We start from the raw sequence: 16,388 nt of genomic DNA on the forward strand, positions 1-16,388 counted from the left end.
GCAGGTTACCCACGTGTTACTCACCCGTTCGCCGCTCGTGTACCCCGAAGGGCCTTACCGCTCGACTTGCATGTGTTAAGCACGCCGCCAGCGTTCGTCCTGAGCCAGGATCAAACTCTCCAATAAGGATTGTGTTTGATCGCTCCAGACGGAATATGTCTGGCAATCTGATATTACTCTCAAAGGAATATCTCTGACGAGAGATATTCATATTACTGGCTGTGTTATCGGCACGCTGTTGAGTTCTCAAAGAACACGCGCACACCGCAGCTAATCTCCGAAGAGAGTCACTTCCGGGGCTGTGTCTGGCTTAGAAGTCTTTCGCCGCGCTCCGTTCCGGTCTGTTTCCCGGCCCGTTCCGCGCTGGCAGAGAGAAATTTACACGGGCGTCCCACGAGATCCAAATCGGGGGTCCTTCACCAAGTAATCGCAGGTCAGACACCACGCAGATGGCTCAAACCCGCCAAGATCGACGCAGAGTGTGACCGGGGCCACGCGGAGAATCTTGCACCTGGCGTCAGTGGGGTGCGCTCGGCAGGTGCACGGTGACCGACAGACCGCCGGTCGGCACGGCCACTGCCTGGGCAAACCCGCCGTGAGCGGCCACCGCGGCACGCACGATCGACAGGCCGAGACCCGTGCCGGACTGGCTGGTGCGGTCCTTGACGCCCCGGCGGAACGGCTCGAACAGCTCCTCGACGCGGTCGGGCGGGATGAGCGGACCGGACGACGACACCCTCAGCACCGACCACTTCGGCCCGGTCTCGACCACGGTCTCGATCCACCCGCCGACGTGGTTGTGCCGGACTGCGTTCTCCAGGAGGTTGCCGGCGATGCGCTCCAGCAGGGCGGGGTCGCCGACCGCGAGAGCCGGCACGCACCGGAACACCGCGCGCAGGTTCCGCGCCTCCGCCTCGGCCCGCGTGGCCTTCCACGCCGACTCGACGACGGCGGACAGGTCGACCGGTTCACGCACGGCGAGCCCGATGCCGTCCGTGCGCGCGAGCAACAGCAGTGCGGACACCAACTGTTCGGCACGCTCCCCTGCCGCGCGCACGACTCCGGCCATGCGGCGCAGCTCTTCGACGTCGGCGTCCGGATCGGACAGAGTCACGTCCAGTTCCGTGCGCACCACTGAGAGAGGAGTGCGCAGTTCGTGCGACGCGTTCGCGACGAACCGTCGTTGCGAGTCGAAGGCCGCTTCGAGCCGGTCGAGCATCGCGTCGAACGTGTCCGCGAGGTCCGCGACCTCGTCACGCGGTCCCTCCAGGCGCAGCCTCGACCCGAGCGACTCGGCCGACAGCTGACGTGCGGCGCCCGTGACGTCGTGCAGCGGTTTGAGGACACGGCCGGTGAACGTCCATGCGAGCAGAGCGGCGGCCAGCACGATGCAGGCGAACGCGACCAATCCCGCGCGCAGGAGGTCTTGGCGGGCGGCAGCGGTCAGCGCGTCGGTCAGCGTCTGCACGGTGACGGTGACCCCGTCGACCGTGACCTGGCTGTCGGAGGGGAACGACGGCGACGAGTCGAAGACCCGTCCGACCAGCGTCCACCCGAGGAACAGCAGGACAGCGCTCACCACGGCGACGAGCGCGGTGGTGAGCAGCGTGATCCGGAGACGCAGTCCTGGGCCGCGTCTGCGCATGTCAGTCCTCAGCAGATCCGTTCGAAGCACTCGGCACCCGGTACCCGGAGCCCACGACGGTGTCGATGATGCCCGGCTCGCCGAGCTTCTTGCGCAACGTCATCACGGTGACGCGCACGGTCGTGGTGAACGGGTCGGCGTTCTCGTCCCACACGCGCTCGAGCAGCTCCTCGCTGCTGACGACCGATCCCTTGGCCGCGAGCAGCACCTCCAGGACGCCGAACTCCTTGCGCGTCAGCTCGATCGGGGTGCCGCCGCGCGCCACGGTGCGTCGCGCCGGGTCCAGCTCGACGTCCTGCGCGGACAGCACGGGCGGGGTCGCGGGCGTCGCGCGCCGGGCCAGCGCCCGCACGCGCGCCACGAGCTCGGGGAACGCGAAGGGCTTCGCGAGGTAGTCGTCGGCGCCCAGCGACAGCCCGGACACGCGGTCCTCGATCGAGCCGCTGGCCGTCAGCATCATGACCCTGGTGAGCGCGCCGGAGCTGAGGATCTCCTTGCACAGCTCGTCGCCGGACATCCCCGGCAGGTCGCGGTCGAGCACCACGACGTCGTACCGCGTGACGGTCGACTTCTCGTGCCCGGTCTCGCCGTCGTAGGCGACGTCCACGGCCATGCCTTCGCGCCTCAGGCCGCGAGCGATCGCGTCGGCCAGGGGCGCCTCGTCCTCGACAACCAGAATCCGCACGAGTCCAAGGTGCCACATCCACCTGAGACCACGCTTAACGGCACCTTCACGCGAGCTGCCGGAGCTATCCGCGCTGGTGGTGCGCCAGAAGTGCGCCCAGCAGACGGGTCAGTTCCTCCCGGTCCCGTTCCCCGAGCGGTCCCAGGAGCGCGGCCTGTGCCCCGTCGAGCGCACGGTCGAGCCGGCACAGCCGCGTCTTGCCGAGCTCGGTGAGCGTCACCGTGTTGCGCCTGCGGTCCCGCGGGTCCGGCGCACGGTCGACGAACCCCTGCTCCGACAGCTCGTTCACCGCCGCCACGACGTCGCTGCGGTCCATGTTGCAGCGGCGGCCGAGGTCGGCCTGGCTGGCCGCGCCGAACTCGTCGAGCGCGGCGAGCACCCGGTAGTGGTAGCCCCGCGCTCCCTCTTCACCGAAGGCCTCGGAGGCGAGCCGGTGCGCGTGCACCGCGAGCTGGCTCAGCAGCCAGCTCGGTTTCCCTGCCAGACGTGCGGGGGTCTCCTCCATGGACGTCATCCTAAAACGTTGGCGCCACCAACGACGATGTGCAATGTTGGTGACGCCAACGTTGGCGCCACCAACTAGTCAGGGGTTCTCATGTCCGCGACAGACCGTCTCGAGATCAACGTCCTGTTCAGCAAGCTGGCCCGCCTGCTCGACGAGAAGCGGTGGGACGACGCGCACACCGTCTTCGACCGCGACATCGCGATCTCCTCACCCCGCAACGGCGAGATCAACGGCGTCGACGAGTTCGTCGCGGCGATGCGGAGCGCGGACAAGCCGGACGAGCTCACCCAGCACATGACCACCGGTCTGCTGGTGGAGTTCGACGGCGACAAGGCCACCGCCTCGGCGAACTCGGTGACCTACTTCTTCCGTGCCGGCGAGGCGCCCTTCCGCACCGCGGGACTGCGCCTGGACTGCGTCGCGGTCAGGACGCCCGCCGGCTGGCGGCTGCGCGAGTCGCGGACGACCCTGCTCTGGCTGCGCGAGTCCTGACCGGGTCCTCGGTCAGGACTTCCGTGCGGGCCGGTCCACCACGACGGTCGAGGCGGTCTGCAGCGCCCGCAGCTCCAGCAACGCCGGGTGCTCCTCGGCCAGCCGGGCGGCGTTCAGCAACGACCGCAGCGCGGCCGTCTCGCCACGGGCCCGCTCCAGCGCCGCACGTCCCTCCGAGGCCGCCACCAGTTCGGCCAGCGCGGCCCGCCGCAGCTCACCCGGCATGACGACGTCGCGAACGGCGACCTCGGACACGGTGATCCCCAACTCCTCGGCGCGTGCCGCGACACCGGCCAGCATCTCGACGGCGACGGCGTCCCGCTCTGGGTCCACCGCCGAGTGCGCGCGGGTGACCACGGCGGCGCGCAAAGCGAGCTGCACCGCGGTGTAGAGGTCGGACTCGGGCTCGGCCGACTCCATGACGAACTTCGTCGGCGAGGTCACCGCCCACCGCACCACGACCGTCACGCGCACCAGGACCCCGTCGGCGGTGGGAACCTCCTGCGCCGCCGGGGTCATCGTCCGCGAGCGGACGTCGACGCGGGTCAGCACGGACCGCATCGGCACGCGGTGCCGTCCGGGACCGAGCTCACCGACCAGCACACCGCGGTCGAACCGGACACCCCGCTCCCACGGGTACAACGTGCGCTTCATCGTCTCCACCCCCGTCCGGACAGGCCACGACCCCGGCCGGCGAGGCGGTGAGCGGGAGTCCTCGAAGGACTCGCAGAGCTCCTCGCCCCCGTGTGCGGCCGGGGTCGTGGCGTCAGGATTCGAACCTGGTCTCTACAGAACCAACGCGTCCGCCCTATCACGGGACCGGGCGAGGGAAACCTGCCGGGCCGCCTGGAGCGGACGCTCTCGGGGAGGGAGGTTAGCCGACCTACTTCTCCGCGGTCGCGTCGATTTCCACGGGCAGGCACTCCAGCCGCGCCGCCCACTCCGTCACGCGGCGTGCGACGTCCTGCGCGGTGATGCCGCACAACGCCAGCACCTCGCCGCGCGAGCCGTGGTCGTGGAACTGCTGCGGCAGGGCGATGTCCCGCAACGGCACGTCGACGTCGGCGTCGCGCAGGGCGGCCGCGAAAGCCGACCCGAAGCCACCGTGCCGGCCGCCGTCCTCGACGGTCACGACGAGCTTGTGCGACGCGGCCATCTCCACGAGGTCGGACGACATCGGATAGATCCACCGCGGGTCGACGACCGTCACGCCGATGCCCTGGTCCTCCAGCCGTTGCGCGGCTTCGAGACCGAGCTCGCCCAGCGCACCGACCGTCACCAGCAGCACGTCGTTGCCGGAACGGCGGAGCACGTCGACGGAACCCACGCGCTCCAGCGCCGGCAGGTCCGCGCCCACGGACGCCTTCGGGTAGCGGATCACCGTCGGGGCGTCCGAGACCGCCACGGCCTCGCGCAGCTCCTCGGCGAGCGTGCCGGCGTCACGCGGCGCCGCCACGTGGACGCCGGGGATGACGCCGAGGATCGACATGTCCCACATGCCGTGGTGCGACGCGCCGTCCGGGCCGGTGACACCCGCGCGGTCCAGCACGACCGTGACGCCCTGCTTGTGCAGCGCCACGTCCATCAGCAGCTGGTCGAAGGCCCGGTTGAGGAACGTCGCGTACACCGCGACGACCGGGTGCAGGCCGCCGATCGCGAGACCGGCGGCGGAGGTCAGCGCGTGCTGCTCCGCGATGCCGACGTCGAAGAAGCGCTCCGGGAACGCCTTGGCGAACGCGTCCAGACCGGTCGGCCCCTGCATCGCGGCGGTGATCGCCACGACGTCGGAGCGCTCGCGGCCGATCTCGACCAGTGAGTCGGAGAACACGTGCGTCCAGGTGCGGCTGGTCGGCTTCAGGTCCTCGCCGGTGATCGGGTCGATGACGCCGGTGGCGTGCATCTGGTCGGCCTCGTGGTTCTCGGCCGGCGCGAAGCCCATGCCCTTGCGGGTGACGGCGTGCACGATGACCGGGCCGCCGAACGACTTCGCGCGCTGCAGAGCGGACTCCAGCGTCGCGATGTCGTGGCCGTCGACCGGGCCGATGTACTTGAGGCCGAGGTCCTCGAACATCGCCTGCGGCGCCAGCGCGTCCTTGATGCCGCGCTTGGCGGCGTGCAGGGCGGCGTAAACGGGCTTGCCGAAGATCGGCGTCTGCTGCAGGGCGCTCTTGCCCTTCTCCAGCACGCGCTCGTAGCCGGGGCGCAGGCGCAGCGACGACAGGTGGTCGGCGAGACCACCGATGGTCGGCGAGTACGAGCGGCCGTTGTCGTTGACGACGATCACGACCGGGCGGTTCTTGTCCGCCGCGATGTTGTTCAACGCCTCCCAGCACATGCCGCCGGTCAGCGCGCCGTCGCCGACGACCGCGACCACGTGGCCGTGGGCGCCGTTGATCTGCTTCGCCTTCGCCAGACCGTCGGCGTAGGACAACGCCGTCGAGGCGTGCGAGCTCTCCTGCACGTCGTGCTCGGACTCCGCCCGCGACGGGTAGCCCGACATCCCGCCCCGCTGGCGCAGCCGGTCGAAGCCGTCGCGCCGACCCGTGACGATCTTGTGCACGTACGACTGGTGACCGGTGTCGAACACGATCGGGTCCTGCGGCGAGTCGAACACGCGGTGCAGAGCCACGGTCAGCTCGACGACACCCAGGTTCGGGCCCAGGTGCCCGCCCGTCTTGGACACCTTGTCGACCAGGAAACGCCGGATCTCCTCGCACAGCCGCGACAGCTGCGCCTCGTCCATCCGTTTCAGATCAGCCGGTCCGTGCACGGACTCCAGCAGGGTCACCACGCCCACCTCACTCCTGAAGACTTCGGCTCAGTCTACGGAGACGCGACTGAGACGCATGGTCACGGCGTCTCAGGTACGAGCAGCGCGATGCACTCCACGTGCTGCGTCATCGGGAACGCGTCGAACGCCCGGAGATCAGCGAGCCGGTACCCCTGAACTGTGAATTCGGCCAGGTCGCGGGCCAGGGCGGCGGGGTCGCAGGCCACGTACACGACCCGCTGCGGACGGCGTCGTGCGACTTCAGCCACAACGACCTTGCCCGCTCCCTTGCGGGGCGGGTCCAGCACGACGACGTGGGGGTCCTCGACGGGCAGCCTGCGCGTCACGGCGCGCTCGACCTTGTCCGCCACCCACTCCACCTGCGGCAGGCGGCGGAGGTTGCGCCTGCCGTCCTCCACGGCACCGGGGAAGGACTCCACGACCAGCACCGATCCGCTTTCGCCGACCTGACGGGCGAGCACGGACGCGAAGAGCCCCGCACCGCCGTAGAGGTCCCACGCGCGTTGGCCCGGCTCGGCCGCGGCCCACTGCCCCACGACGGTCGCGAAGGTGTCCGCGGCGGCCGGGTGGACCTGCCAGAAACCCTCGGCGGAAATCCGCCACTTCCGCTGGGCGGCGGTCTCGACGGCCGTACCCGATCCGGCACGTCGCGCGGTGTGCCGGCCGCGCACCTCACCCACGTGGCGGTTGCCGTCACCGTCCTGGACGATCGTCAGCTCCTGCGCCCGCCACGTGCGGCCGGTCACCGCCTCGACCATGCCCGGCCGGGAGATCACGCAGTGGTCGACCGGGATCACGTCGTGGGAACGGGTGCCGCGGAAACCCGGCCTCCCGTCGCGGTCGACGGCCATCCGGATCCGGGTCCGCCACTCCAGCGGACCGCCGGGCAGCGCCTCGACGACCACGTCCCGTTCGATCTTGCCGAGCCGGGAGAGCTGCTCCCGGACGACCTGGGCCTTGAGCTCCCTTTGCGCGTCCCACGAGACGTGCTGGAAGTCGCAGCCGCCGCACTTCCCCGGCCCGCTGAACGGGCAGGGCGGCGACACACGGTCCGGTGAGGGCTCCAGGATCTCCACGGCGTCCGCACGGCAGAACGAGCCGCCGTTGTCTTCGTACACCGACACCACGACGCGCTCACCGGGCAGCGCGTGACGTACGAACAGAACGCGTCCCTCGTGCCGTGCAACGAAATGCCCGCCGTGAGCGACGGCGCCCACTTCGACCTCGAACTTGCGTCCGGTCCAGTCTTCCTTGGTCGAGCTCATCGGTCGTCAAGTCCCCTTCGGACAGCGCCGGGCGCGATGACGTCCTTGTCCTTGACCTTCACCGACGACTCGAGCTGCCACGGCACACTGGTCACCATCACACCCGGCTGGAAAAGCAGCCTTCCCTTGAGCCGCAACGCGCTCTGGTTGTGGAGGAGCTGCTCCCACCAGTGGCCGACGACGTACTCGGGGATGAACACCGTAACAACGTCGCGCGGGTTGTCCGTCTTGACGCGCTTGACGTAGTCGAGGACGGGCTTGGTGATCTCCCGGTAGGGCGACTCTATGACCTTGAGCGGGATCTTGAAGTTCTCCTTCTCCCACTCCTGCACGAGCCGTCGGGTGTCGCGGTCGTCGACGTTGACCGTGACGGCCTCCAGCACGTCCGGGCGCGTGGCCTTCGCGTAGGACAACGCCCTGAGCGTCGGCATGTGGAGCTTCGACACCAGCACCATGGCGTGGTTGCGGGCGGGCATCGTGCGCACGCGCTCCTGCTTGCGGAGCTCCTCGGCGACGGTGTCGTAGTGCTTGCGGATCGCCGTCATCAACGCGTAGATGGCGGCCATCGCGGCGATGGCGATCCACGCGCCCTTGGTGAACTTGGTGATGAGCACGATGATCAGCACGGTCGCGGTCAGCGCCAGGCCGAACGTGTTGATCGCCTGCGAGCGCCGCATGCGGGTGCGGGCCTGCGGGTCGGCCTCGGTCTTGAGCAGCCGCTGCCAGTGCTTGATCATGCCGAGCTGGCTCAGCGTGAACGACACGAACACACCGACGATGTAGAGCTGGATCAGCCGGGTGACCTCGGCGTCGAAGGCGATCACCAGCACGACCGCGAACCCGGCGAGGAACAGGATGCCGTTGGAGAACGCGAGCCGGTCGCCGCGGGTGTGCAGCTGGCGCGGCAGGTAGCGGTCCTGGGCGAGGATCGAGCCGAGGACGGGGAAGCCGTTGAACGCGGTGTTCGCCGCGAGCACCAGGATCAGCGCGGTGACACCGGCGATGAAGTAGAAGCCGGGCGGGAAGCCGTCGAACACGGCGCGCGCGATCTGCGCGACCATCGTCTTCTGCTCGTAGCCCTCGGGGGCGTTGGTGATCTGCTGCTCGGGGAACTCGGCCATCCGCACGTCGGTGAGCTGGGCGAGGATGACCAGGCCCATCAGCATGAACACCGAGATGCCGCCCATGAGCAGCAGCGTGGTCGCCGCGTTGCGGGACTTGGGCTTGCGGAACGCCGGCACGCCGTTGCTGATCGCCTCGACGCCGGTGAGCGCGGCGCAGCCGGACGAGAACGCCCGCAGCACGAGGAACACGAACGCGAGACCCATCAGGTGGTCCGACTCGGCGTGGATCTCGAGACCGGAGCTCTCGGCCCGCATCTCGTCGCCCGCCACGAAGCCGCGGAACAGGCCGTAGCCGATCAGGCCGAAGACGCCGATCATGAACGCGTAGACCGGCACGGCGAACGCGGCGCCGGACTCGCGGATGCCGCGCAGGTTCACCGCCGTCAGCAGCACGATGGCCGCGACCGCGAACTCCGCCTTGTGGGTCGCGACGAACGGGATGGCCGAGCCGATGTTCGCCGCCGCCGCCGAGATCGACACCGCGACCGTGAGGATGTAGTCGACGAGCAGGGCGCTCGCCACGGTGAGCCCCGCCCTGCGCCCCAGGTTGACCGTCGCGACCTCGTAGTCACCGCCGCCGGAGGGGTAGGCGTGCACGTTCTGCCGGTAGCTGGCGACCACGGTGAGCATGACCACGACGACCGCGACCCCCACCCACGGCGCCAAGGCGTAGGCGCTCAAGCCCGCCACCGACAGCATCAGGAAGATCTCCTCCGGCGCGTACGCGACCGACGACATGGCGTCGGAGGCGAACACGGGGAGGGCGATGCGTTTGGGCAGGAGGGTGTGAGCGAGGCGGTCGCTGCGGAACGGCCTGCCGACCAGGAGGCGTTTGGCAGCGGTGGCGAGCTTGGACACGGCCAGAGCGTAAGGGGTCCGCTCACCGGGACGGGCTAATGCTGGGTAGGTTCTGCGGAGAGTTCGCCTGAGGAGGCAAGTCGTGCACGTGGTGATCATGGGGTGTGGCCGGGTGGGAGCCTCCCTGGCCAGGGCCCTCGAGCGACTCGACCACCAGGTCGCCGTGATCGACAAGGATCCGCAGTCGTTCCGCAGGCTGGGCAGCGACTTCCACGGCCAGCAGGTCATCGGCAACGGTTTCGACCGCAACGTCCTGATCGAGGCGGGGGTCGAGCGCGCGGGCGCGTTCGCGGCGGTCTCCAGCGGCGACAACTCGAACATCATCTCGGCGCGGGTCGCGCGCGAGACGTTCGGCGTCGAGCACGTCGTCGCCCGCATCTACGACCACAAGCGCGCCGCCGTGTACGAGCGGCTGGGCATCCCGACCGTGGCGACCGTGCCGTGGTCGACCGACCGGTTCCTGCGGATGCTGCTGCCCGAGGGCGCGGCGACCGCGTGGCGCGACCCGTCCGGCACCGTGGCGGTGCTGCCGATCGAGGTCGAGGAGTCGTGGGTCGGGCGGCCCGTCTTCGAGCTCGAGGCGGCCATCGGCGCGCGCGTGGCGTTCCTCATGCGGTTCGGCACGGGGGTCCTGCCCGACGCCAAGACCGTGGTGCAGGCGGACGACACCATCTACGTGGCGGCGCTGTCCGGCACGATCACCGACGTCGCGGCCGCGGCGCTGCAGGCACCGGAGGAGAGCTGATGCGGGTCGCGATCGCGGGTGCGGGCGCGGTGGGCCGGTCCATCGCGCAGGAGCTCGTCTCGGACGGGCACCAGGTCATGCTGATCGAGCGGGACCGGGCGCACTTCGACCCGAACTCGGTCGAGCAGGCCGAGTGGGTGCAGGCCGACGCGTGCGAGCTGTCCTCTTTGGAGGACGCCGGCATGCAGCTGTGCGACGTGGTGATCGCCGCGACCGGTGACGACAAGGTCAACCTCGTGGTGTCGCTGCTGGCGAAGACGGAGTTCGCGGTCCGCCGCGTCGTCGCGCGCGTGAACGACCCGACGAACGAATGGCTCTTCACCGAGTCGTGGGGTGTCGACGTGGCCGTGTCGACGCCACGGCTTCTCGCCGCGATGGTCGAGGAGTCGGTGACGATCGGCGACGTCGTGCGGTTGATGACGTTGCGGCAGGGCCAGGCGAACCTCGTGGAGATCACGCTCGACGAGTCGACGCCGTTCGCCGGGCGCGCGGTGTCGGAGCTGACGCTGCCCCGCGACGCCGCTCTGGTGACGATCCTGCGCGGCGGGCGGGTCATCGTGCCGCAGCCGGACGACACGCTGGAGGGCGGCGACGAACTGCTGTTCGTCACGACCGCAGCCGTCGAGCAGGACATCAAGACCGCCCTCGGCTACTGACCACCGTCCGGACAGGACTGCGGCTCGCCGGGCACGACTCGGCCGGCGCCCCACGAGGAGGCGCCGGCCGGGAACGGCGAGCGGATCAGTCCCTGGACCTGTCGCGGGAGTCGGCGTCGACGACGCGCTTGAGCTCGTCCATGTCCGGCGTCAGCAGGTCGTCGGCCGTGCGGGCCAGGACGTCCTCCGCCTCGGCCTCGGACCTGGCCTTCGCCTCCGCTGCCTCCTCGGCCGCCTTGAGGCGCTTGTCCGCGCGGCGGACCGCCCAGACCGTGGCCAGCAGTGCGATGGCCATCAGCGGGTAGCCCATGGCGAGGCGGGCGACGGCGAGCCAGCCGACCTGGTCCTCGTCGTAGAGCCAGCGCTGGACGACGAAGCGGGCGAAGAAGACGAGGGCCCACACGAAGGTCGCGATGTCGTAGTCGCGGACCGTGGCCTTGTCGTCGCGCCAGGAGCGGTCCCTGCCGTTGAGGAACGTCCAGATCACACCGGCGAGCGGGCGGCGCACGACGATCGACAGCAGGAACGCGCTGCCGTACACGACGCTCTGCCAGATGCCGAAGAGGAAGAAACCCTTGGCCTCGCCTGTCTTGTAGGCGATGAAGGCCGCGATGCCGACGCCGAAGACGGCGGAGATCGCGGGCTGGACGGTGCCCTTGCGCAGCGCGAGGACCACGCCGATGACGACGGCCGCGGCGAGCGAACTGATGATCGCGGCCATCAGGTTCTTGGTGGCGAAGTTGACGATCACGAAGACGAGGACGGGCAGCGACGAGTAGAGCATTCCGCTCACCCCGCCCATCTGCTCGAGGACGGTGGGCTGCTTTTCTTCGGTCTTGGCTGGAGTCATGAAGCGTTCTGCAACTCGTAATAGGGGTTGTAGAGCACCTTGCGCCCGTCGCGCACGGCGATGCGGCCACGGGCCTTGATCGTCCGACCAGGCTCGATACCCGCGATGCGACGGCGGCCGAGCCAGACGAGGGTGACGCCCTCGGTGCCGTCGTAGAGCTCGGCTTCCAGGGTGGCGGCCGCGTCCCGGGGGCAGAGCTCCACGCTGCGGAGCCTTCCGAGGACGATGACCTCCTCACCGGACTTGCAGTCGCAGGCCTTCACCGCGCCGACCGCCTCCGCTTTTCGCGAGAGGTCGTCCGCGTCGAGCTCGGCGACGTCGCTGGTCAAGCGACGCACCAAGCGGCGCCAATAGCCGCTCATCCCCGACTCCTGCATTGCTCAGGTGGCCCTGTGGTGTGGACCGTCTGTCATGAGGGTACGCAGAGCGGGCGACAATCTCGGCCGTGCCTGCCGAGACCGTTGTCCTCCTGCCCGGAACCGCCTCCGACGAGGTGTTTGTCCGTTCCGTGTTCACAGAGCCGTTGTCGCAGGTCGGTGCTGTTTTCACCGCACCGGCGGTCCGCACACTCCGTGAACGGTTGACGGCCCTCGAAAATGCCCCGGCAGGCCACCCGATCGTGGTGGGTGGCGTCTCACTCGGCGCCCACGTGGCCGCGCGGTGGGCCGCGGCCAACCCGGACAGGTGCGCGGGCCTGGTCCTCGCACTGCCCGCGTGGACGGGTTCCCCGGACGGGGCTCCCGCGGCGCTCGCGGCGAAGGCCAGCGCGCAGGTCGTCGCGACGCGGGGCCTGGAGGCCGCGCTGGCCGGCACGACCGGCTGGCTGCGCGAGGAGCTCGGCAGGGCCTGGCGCGGCTACGGCGACCTGCTGGTGCCGCACCTCGAGGAAGCCGCCGAGTCATCGGCGCCGACGCTCGAGGAGCTGAGGTCGCTCGACGTGCCAGTGGGGATCCTCGGGTGCACCGACGACCCGGTGCACCCGATCGAGGTCGCCCGGCAGTGGGCCGAAGCCCTCCCGCGGGCCGTTCTCGTCACGACGACGCTCGACGCCTACCCGCACGCGCTGGGGCGTGCGGTGCAGGCGTGGCGACAGGCCTGTTAGCCCTGCTGCTGGATGTGCCGGGCGATCGCTTCCGGCAGCTCGACCGGCAGCGGGGTGCGGGGCGGCATCGGCTGCTCGCCGCGCACGACGACGGTGCCGCGGATCATCTCGCGCAACGCCTCGGAGTTCTGCGCGAAGTGCTCCTCGGGGCCGGCCGCGACACCGCGCAGCATCCAGCGCGGCCCGTCGATGCCGATGAAGAGGATCTGCACGCCCTGGTTGCGCGCGGTGATCTCCTCGCCCCACTCGCCGTTCTCGCGGTTGATGCGGGCGCCGTCCTCCTTGAGGCCCTGCACCAGCTCGGCGCCGACCTCCTTCCAGAGGCCGCCGGACTTCGGCGCGGCGAACGCGCTCACCGTCAGCTGCCCGACGGACGTGAGGATGTGCACGGCGCGCACGGAACCGTCCTGCTGGTCCATCTCGACCTGCAGCTGGGCCTCGTCCGGCATCGGCAGCAGCACCGATCCCAGGTCGAGCCGCTGCACGTCGTCACGGGGCGCCACCGTCGAGTCCCACGGGCCGTCGACGTCCTCGTCGAACGCCTCGTCGTGCTCCGGACCGGTGTCGACCGAGCCCGAGGAGTGACGACCGCGCTTGCGGCGCCTTCCGAACATGCCCTACCCCTCCGCATTCATCCGGGCGAGCACCTCATGCCCACCGGTCGAGCCATAGCCTCCCGCACCGCGTGCCGTTTCCGGCAACTCGGCGACCTCGCGGAACACCGCGTGCTCGACGCGTTGCACGACGAGCTGGGCGATCCGGTCGCCGCGTGACAGCGCGATCGGCTCACGGAGATCATGGTTCACGAGGCAAACGCGGATCTCACCGCGGTAGCCGGAGTCGATCGTGCCCGGCGTGTTGACCACGCTCAGCCCGACCCGCGCCGCCAGTCCGGACCGCGGGTGCACGAACCCGGCGAACCCCTCCGGCAGCGCGATGGCGACACCGGTGCCGACCACCGCTCGCTCGCCTGGTGGAATGACCACGTCCGACGTGGTGACCAGATCGGCGCCCGCGTCGCCGGGACGGGCGTAGGCGGGCACGGGAACCCCCGGATCGAGCCGGGTCAGCAACACCTCGACGCTGGACACGGCGGCCGAGATTACCCTGACGACGTGAGTGAGACTGCCGTGACCGCCACTACGACCTTCCGCGAGCGCCTCTACGTGACGTGGTGGATCTGGCCGCTGCCGCTGCTGGCCGCCGCGCTGCTGGCCGCCGAGGTGCACATGGGCTTCCCCGGGGTGCGCTCCTGGCTGCCGTACGTGATCCTGCTGCCCCTCACGGTCGTGCTGATCGTGCGCATGGGGTCGACGAAGGTGGAGGTCGCCGGCGGCGAGCTCCGCGCCGGTGACGCCCACATCCCGCTGGACCTGCTCGGCGAGGTCGAGGTCATCGCCCCCGAGGACAAGCGCAAGGCCATGGGCCCGTACCTGGACCCGGCGGCGTACGTCGTGCACCGCGGCTGGGTCAAGCCGCTCGTGCGGGTGCGCGTGAACGACCCCGAGGACCCGACGCCCTACTGGGTGATCAGCACGCGGCGCCCGGAAGAGCTGGCCGCGGCGATCAAGTCCTGAAAGACACAACTGGGCGCCACCCGTGAGGGTGAGCGCCCAGTTCTCTGCAGCGGACTTCTCCCCGACGGCCCCGAGGCCGTCGATCAAGCGCAGTCGCGGCAGATGTACACGCCGTTGTTGTCCTCGGCGAGCCTGCTGCGGTGGTGCACCAGGAAGCACTTGGAGCACGTGAACTCGTCGGCCTGCTTGGGCAGGACCTTGAACGTGAGCTCCTCGCCGGACAGGTCGGCGCCCGGGAGCTCGAAGTTCTCCGCGCTCGCGTCCTCGTCGACGTCGACGACGCCGGACTGCGTCTCGTTCCGCCGGGCCTTCAACTCCTCGAGGGAGTCCTCAGCGAGTTCGTCCGCCTCGCTGCGACGCGGCGCGTCGTAGTCGGTCGCCATCTTCTTCACCCCTGCGGTCTACGGAGACTGTTCGTGTCGCTGGTTAACGCTCCAGCGACCTCATTTGTGCCCCACGTCAAGGTGACGTAGGTCTCTCGCACGCGGCGGCCGAGCCAACCCCCTTGACGTGACCGTCGGCTTGATCGACATGTGTGCGGAGCGCGCAGAGGGTAGCTCACTGGCGAAGTGGCCCGGCATCGGGTTACCCCCTACCGACCGGACGGGTGACACAACCTTTCTACGCTGGACCGATACCCTGTGCGGGAGCACCTGCGCCTCGGCGTGCAACCTGACGCCGAGCCGGTACCGTCCTGACTGTGAGCGACCAGGCCGGTGCAGTGGGTCACGCCCGTCGGGGCGCGGTTCAGCCTGGCAAGGCCTAGGCTGGACCTCAGGGACGGATCACGGGGAGGGCTTCGGACGTGGGATCCGCATCGGGGAGCTTGACGCCATACAAGAGGCGTCGGCCCGTGCCCGCGCTCGTCCTGTTCGCGGTGCTGTTGGTCAGTTCCGTGTTCGTGTGGGTGAAGGTGCTCGGCAACGCCGGCGACGTGGACGCGGCCATCAAGTGCAACCCGCCCGGCAACGTGACGACCGCGTCGGCCATCGCGGCCGCCGACCCGGCCGCCGCCGCGACGTCGACGGCCCCGCCGCCCGCGCTGGGCACCGTCCTGGAGCACGACGCGCTCGACCGCACCGACCCGCTGCCGGCCGGCGAGGTCAACTTCAAGGTCGTCAACGCCTCGACGCAGCGCAACCACGCCAAGGCCGTGGCCACGATGCTCACCGAACTCGGCCTGAAGCAGGCGGCCGACCCCGGCAACGACCCCATCTACCCGGCGGGCGACATGACCTGCCGCGGCCAGCTCCGCTTCGGCGCGCCCGGCGCGTCGGCGGCCAGGACCCTGTCGCTGCTGGAACCGTGCCTGGAGCTCGTGCGCGACGACCGCCAGGACGCGACCGTCGACATCGCGGTCGGCAAGAAGTTCGACGAGGTCAAGCCGAACAGCAGCGCCCGCAAGGTTCTCGACCAGCTCAGCGAGTGGGCGGCGCAGCAGCCGGAGCAGCAGGGCGGCCAGGTCGCCGCGGCCGCCTCGCCGTCGCTGGACGCGGACAACCTGGCGGGCGCGCGAGAGGTGACCTGCTGAGGTCCTGCTCCGCTACCTTGCGGGCATGGGGGTAGGTCTTCTTCCGGGCGAGCGCGTCCTCTGGCAGGGCTCACCGGTGCACCGTTCGGTCTTCCTGCGCGCTGATGCCGCGTGGATGCGGTTCAGCCTGAAGTTCGACGCCGCCCTGTTCGCCGTGGTGGCGGCGGTCATGTGGCTGGCGGACGGGTGGCTGGGCCCGTTCGACGTCTGGAACTTCCTGATCGTCGGAGGCGGGATCCTCGCGTCCACGGTACTCCGCTTCGTCGAGCCGTTCGCGTGGCGTCGGCTCACTCTGCACCGCACGACCTACTACGTCACCAACAGACGTGTCGTGTGTGTGCCCGGCCGCGGAGAGAGGTCGACCGAGCTGTCCGACATCGAGGTCCTGACGTTTCTGGAGGAGGCGGACGGCTCGGGGCACGTCCGCCTCGACCGGCGGCACACGCCGGACGGGTTCATGAACGCGGTGGTCGCCGAACTGATCCACGTCCCGAACGTCCGCGAGGTCGTCGCCCTGCTGTCGGAGCTGACCGGGCAGACGCCGGAACAACGTTGACCTGAC

General features: G+C 69.8%; 19 protein-coding genes and 1 rRNA gene. 7 read left to right on the forward strand and 13 right to left on the reverse strand.

The window, feature by feature from the left end; genetic code table 11:
• The 4 genes from BLQ91_RS30955 to BLQ91_RS30970 all read right to left on the reverse strand — a co-directional run.
• A 16S ribosomal RNA gene (locus BLQ91_RS30955) occupies positions 1-126 on the reverse strand; the annotation flags it as partial.
• Positions 127-517: 391 nt separating this feature from the next.
• Entirely contained in the window at positions 518-1,645 is a 1,128-nt protein-coding gene (locus BLQ91_RS30960) for a sensor histidine kinase (protein WP_090102603.1), read from the reverse strand.
• Between the two features lies 1 nt (position 1,646).
• Positions 1,647-2,330, reverse strand: a complete 684-nt coding sequence (locus tag BLQ91_RS30965; protein ID WP_090102807.1) for a response regulator transcription factor — start codon at positions 2,328-2,330, stop codon at positions 1,647-1,649.
• Positions 2,331-2,394: 64 nt separating this feature from the next.
• Positions 2,395-2,835, reverse strand: a complete 441-nt coding sequence (locus BLQ91_RS30970; protein WP_090102604.1) for a MarR family winged helix-turn-helix transcriptional regulator — start codon at positions 2,833-2,835, stop codon at positions 2,395-2,397.
• Between the two features lie 90 nt (positions 2,836-2,925).
• Between BLQ91_RS30970 and BLQ91_RS30975 the strand changes: the two genes are divergently transcribed.
• Positions 2,926-3,327: a nuclear transport factor 2 family protein gene (locus tag BLQ91_RS30975; protein WP_090102605.1), complete on the forward strand. Its 402-nt coding sequence runs from the start codon at positions 2,926-2,928 to the stop codon at positions 3,325-3,327.
• A 12-nt stretch (positions 3,328-3,339) separates the two neighbouring features.
• Here the strand turns inward: BLQ91_RS30975 and BLQ91_RS30980 are convergent, their stop codons facing one another.
• The 4 genes from BLQ91_RS30980 to BLQ91_RS30995 form a co-directional block, all read right to left on the reverse strand.
• The gene (locus tag BLQ91_RS30980) at positions 3,340-3,981 is read right to left on the reverse strand and encodes a slipin family protein (protein WP_090102808.1); all 642 of its coding nucleotides are present in this window, start codon (positions 3,979-3,981) and stop codon (positions 3,340-3,342) included.
• Between the two features lie 229 nt (positions 3,982-4,210).
• The gene (gene dxs, locus BLQ91_RS30985; RefSeq protein WP_090102809.1) at positions 4,211-6,115 is read right to left on the reverse strand and encodes a 1-deoxy-D-xylulose-5-phosphate synthase; all 1,905 of its coding nucleotides are present in this window, start codon (positions 6,113-6,115) and stop codon (positions 4,211-4,213) included.
• Between the two features lie 62 nt (positions 6,116-6,177).
• Complete coding sequence (locus BLQ91_RS30990) at positions 6,178-7,383, reverse strand: class I SAM-dependent RNA methyltransferase (protein WP_090102606.1); 1,206 nt, start codon at positions 7,381-7,383, stop codon at positions 6,178-6,180.
• Complete coding sequence (locus tag BLQ91_RS30995; RefSeq protein WP_090102607.1) at positions 7,380-9,365, reverse strand: APC family permease; 1,986 nt, start codon at positions 9,363-9,365, stop codon at positions 7,380-7,382. Before BLQ91_RS30995 ends, BLQ91_RS30990 begins: the two co-directional genes overlap by 4 nt.
• 82 nt (positions 9,366-9,447) lie before the next feature.
• Between BLQ91_RS30995 and BLQ91_RS31000 the strand changes: the two genes are divergently transcribed.
• Positions 9,448-10,110 (forward strand): potassium channel family protein, encoded by a 663-nt coding sequence (locus tag BLQ91_RS31000; protein ID WP_090102608.1) that lies wholly within the window; start codon positions 9,448-9,450, stop codon positions 10,108-10,110.
• Positions 10,110-10,766 (forward strand): potassium channel family protein, encoded by a 657-nt coding sequence (locus BLQ91_RS31005; protein ID WP_090102609.1) that lies wholly within the window; start codon positions 10,110-10,112, stop codon positions 10,764-10,766. The genes BLQ91_RS31000 and BLQ91_RS31005 overlap by 1 nt, the downstream gene beginning before the upstream one ends.
• An 85-nt stretch (positions 10,767-10,851) precedes the next feature.
• Here BLQ91_RS31005 and BLQ91_RS31010 read toward each other — a convergent pair whose 3' ends face one another.
• Both BLQ91_RS31010 and BLQ91_RS31015 read right to left on the reverse strand, forming a co-directional pair.
• Complete coding sequence (locus tag BLQ91_RS31010) at positions 10,852-11,616, reverse strand: DUF3159 domain-containing protein (RefSeq protein WP_090102611.1); 765 nt, start codon at positions 11,614-11,616, stop codon at positions 10,852-10,854.
• Complete coding sequence (locus BLQ91_RS31015) at positions 11,613-11,993, reverse strand: OB-fold nucleic acid binding domain-containing protein (protein WP_090102613.1); 381 nt, start codon at positions 11,991-11,993, stop codon at positions 11,613-11,615. Before BLQ91_RS31015 ends, BLQ91_RS31010 begins: the two co-directional genes overlap by 4 nt.
• 203 nt (positions 11,994-12,196) lie before the next feature.
• Here BLQ91_RS31015 and BLQ91_RS31020 point away from each other — a divergent pair, with 203 nt between their 5' ends.
• Positions 12,197-12,718 (forward strand): alpha/beta fold hydrolase, encoded by a 522-nt coding sequence (locus BLQ91_RS31020; RefSeq protein WP_245733927.1) that lies wholly within the window; start codon positions 12,197-12,199, stop codon positions 12,716-12,718.
• Here the strand turns inward: BLQ91_RS31020 and BLQ91_RS31025 are convergent.
• A complete protein-coding gene (locus BLQ91_RS31025) occupies positions 12,715-13,332 on the reverse strand; it encodes a DUF3710 domain-containing protein (RefSeq protein WP_090102617.1) in 618 nt (205 codons plus the stop codon). The two genes, BLQ91_RS31020 and BLQ91_RS31025, sit on opposite strands and share 4 nt — an antisense overlap.
• 3 nt (positions 13,333-13,335) lie before the next feature.
• The gene (gene dut / locus BLQ91_RS31030; RefSeq protein ID WP_090102619.1) at positions 13,336-13,809 is read right to left on the reverse strand and encodes a dUTP diphosphatase; all 474 of its coding nucleotides are present in this window, start codon (positions 13,807-13,809) and stop codon (positions 13,336-13,338) included.
• A 24-nt stretch (positions 13,810-13,833) separates the two neighbouring features.
• Here dut and BLQ91_RS31035 point away from each other — a divergent pair, with 24 nt between their 5' ends.
• Positions 13,834-14,295 carry a DUF3093 domain-containing protein gene (locus BLQ91_RS31035; protein ID WP_245733928.1) on the forward strand — a complete coding sequence of 154 codons (462 nt, stop codon included), beginning with the start codon at positions 13,834-13,836 and terminating at the stop codon, positions 14,293-14,295.
• An 83-nt stretch (positions 14,296-14,378) separates the two neighbouring features.
• On the opposite strand, the gene BLQ91_RS31040 is transcribed toward BLQ91_RS31035, so the two are convergent.
• Positions 14,379-14,678, reverse strand: coding sequence for a DUF4193 domain-containing protein (locus BLQ91_RS31040; RefSeq protein WP_030464829.1), 300 nt, complete (start codon positions 14,676-14,678; stop codon positions 14,379-14,381).
• Between the two features lie 422 nt (positions 14,679-15,100).
• Between BLQ91_RS31040 and cei the strand changes: the two genes are divergently transcribed.
• Both cei and BLQ91_RS31050 read left to right on the forward strand, forming a co-directional pair.
• Entirely contained in the window at positions 15,101-15,826 is a 726-nt protein-coding gene (gene cei, locus BLQ91_RS31045) for an envelope integrity protein Cei (protein ID WP_281199700.1), read from the forward strand.
• Between the two features lie 25 nt (positions 15,827-15,851).
• Complete coding sequence (locus BLQ91_RS31050) at positions 15,852-16,382, forward strand: hypothetical protein (RefSeq protein ID WP_143022897.1); 531 nt, start codon at positions 15,852-15,854, stop codon at positions 16,380-16,382.
• Positions 16,383-16,388: the final 6 nt, after the last annotated feature.

Origin of the sequence: Lentzea jiangxiensis, assembly GCF_900104175.1 — a bacterium.
In the GTDB taxonomy this organism is placed as follows: Bacteria; Actinomycetota; Actinomycetes; order Mycobacteriales; family Pseudonocardiaceae; genus Lentzea; species Lentzea jiangxiensis.

Bases quoted from the DNA above. Each gene is read 5' to 3' on its own strand.
- BLQ91_RS31040 (WP_030464829.1), bottom strand. From the start codon at position 14,678: ATGGCGACCGACTACGACGCGCCGCGTCGCAGCGAGGCGGACGAACTC.
- BLQ91_RS31005 (WP_090102609.1), top strand. From the start codon at position 10,110: ATGCGGGTCGCGATCGCGGGTGCGGGCGCGGTGGGCCGGTCCATCGCG.
- BLQ91_RS30960 (WP_090102603.1), bottom strand. From the start codon at position 1,645: ATGCGCAGACGCGGCCCAGGACTGCGTCTCCGGATCACGCTGCTCACC.
- BLQ91_RS31015 (WP_090102613.1), bottom strand. From the start codon at position 11,993: ATGCAGGAGTCGGGGATGAGCGGCTATTGGCGCCGCTTGGTGCGTCGC.
- BLQ91_RS30990 (WP_090102606.1), bottom strand. From the start codon at position 7,383: ATGAGCTCGACCAAGGAAGACTGGACCGGACGCAAGTTCGAGGTCGAA.
- BLQ91_RS31050 (WP_143022897.1), top strand. From the start codon at position 15,852: ATGGGGGTAGGTCTTCTTCCGGGCGAGCGCGTCCTCTGGCAGGGCTCA.
- BLQ91_RS30970 (WP_090102604.1), bottom strand. From the start codon at position 2,835: ATGGAGGAGACCCCCGCACGTCTGGCAGGGAAACCGAGCTGGCTGCTG.
- BLQ91_RS31025 (WP_090102617.1), bottom strand. From the start codon at position 13,332: ATGTTCGGAAGGCGCCGCAAGCGCGGTCGTCACTCCTCGGGCTCGGTC.
- BLQ91_RS31010 (WP_090102611.1), bottom strand. From the start codon at position 11,616: ATGACTCCAGCCAAGACCGAAGAAAAGCAGCCCACCGTCCTCGAGCAG.
- BLQ91_RS30975 (WP_090102605.1), top strand. From the start codon at position 2,926: ATGTCCGCGACAGACCGTCTCGAGATCAACGTCCTGTTCAGCAAGCTG.
- BLQ91_RS30980 (WP_090102808.1), bottom strand. From the start codon at position 3,981: ATGAAGCGCACGTTGTACCCGTGGGAGCGGGGTGTCCGGTTCGACCGC.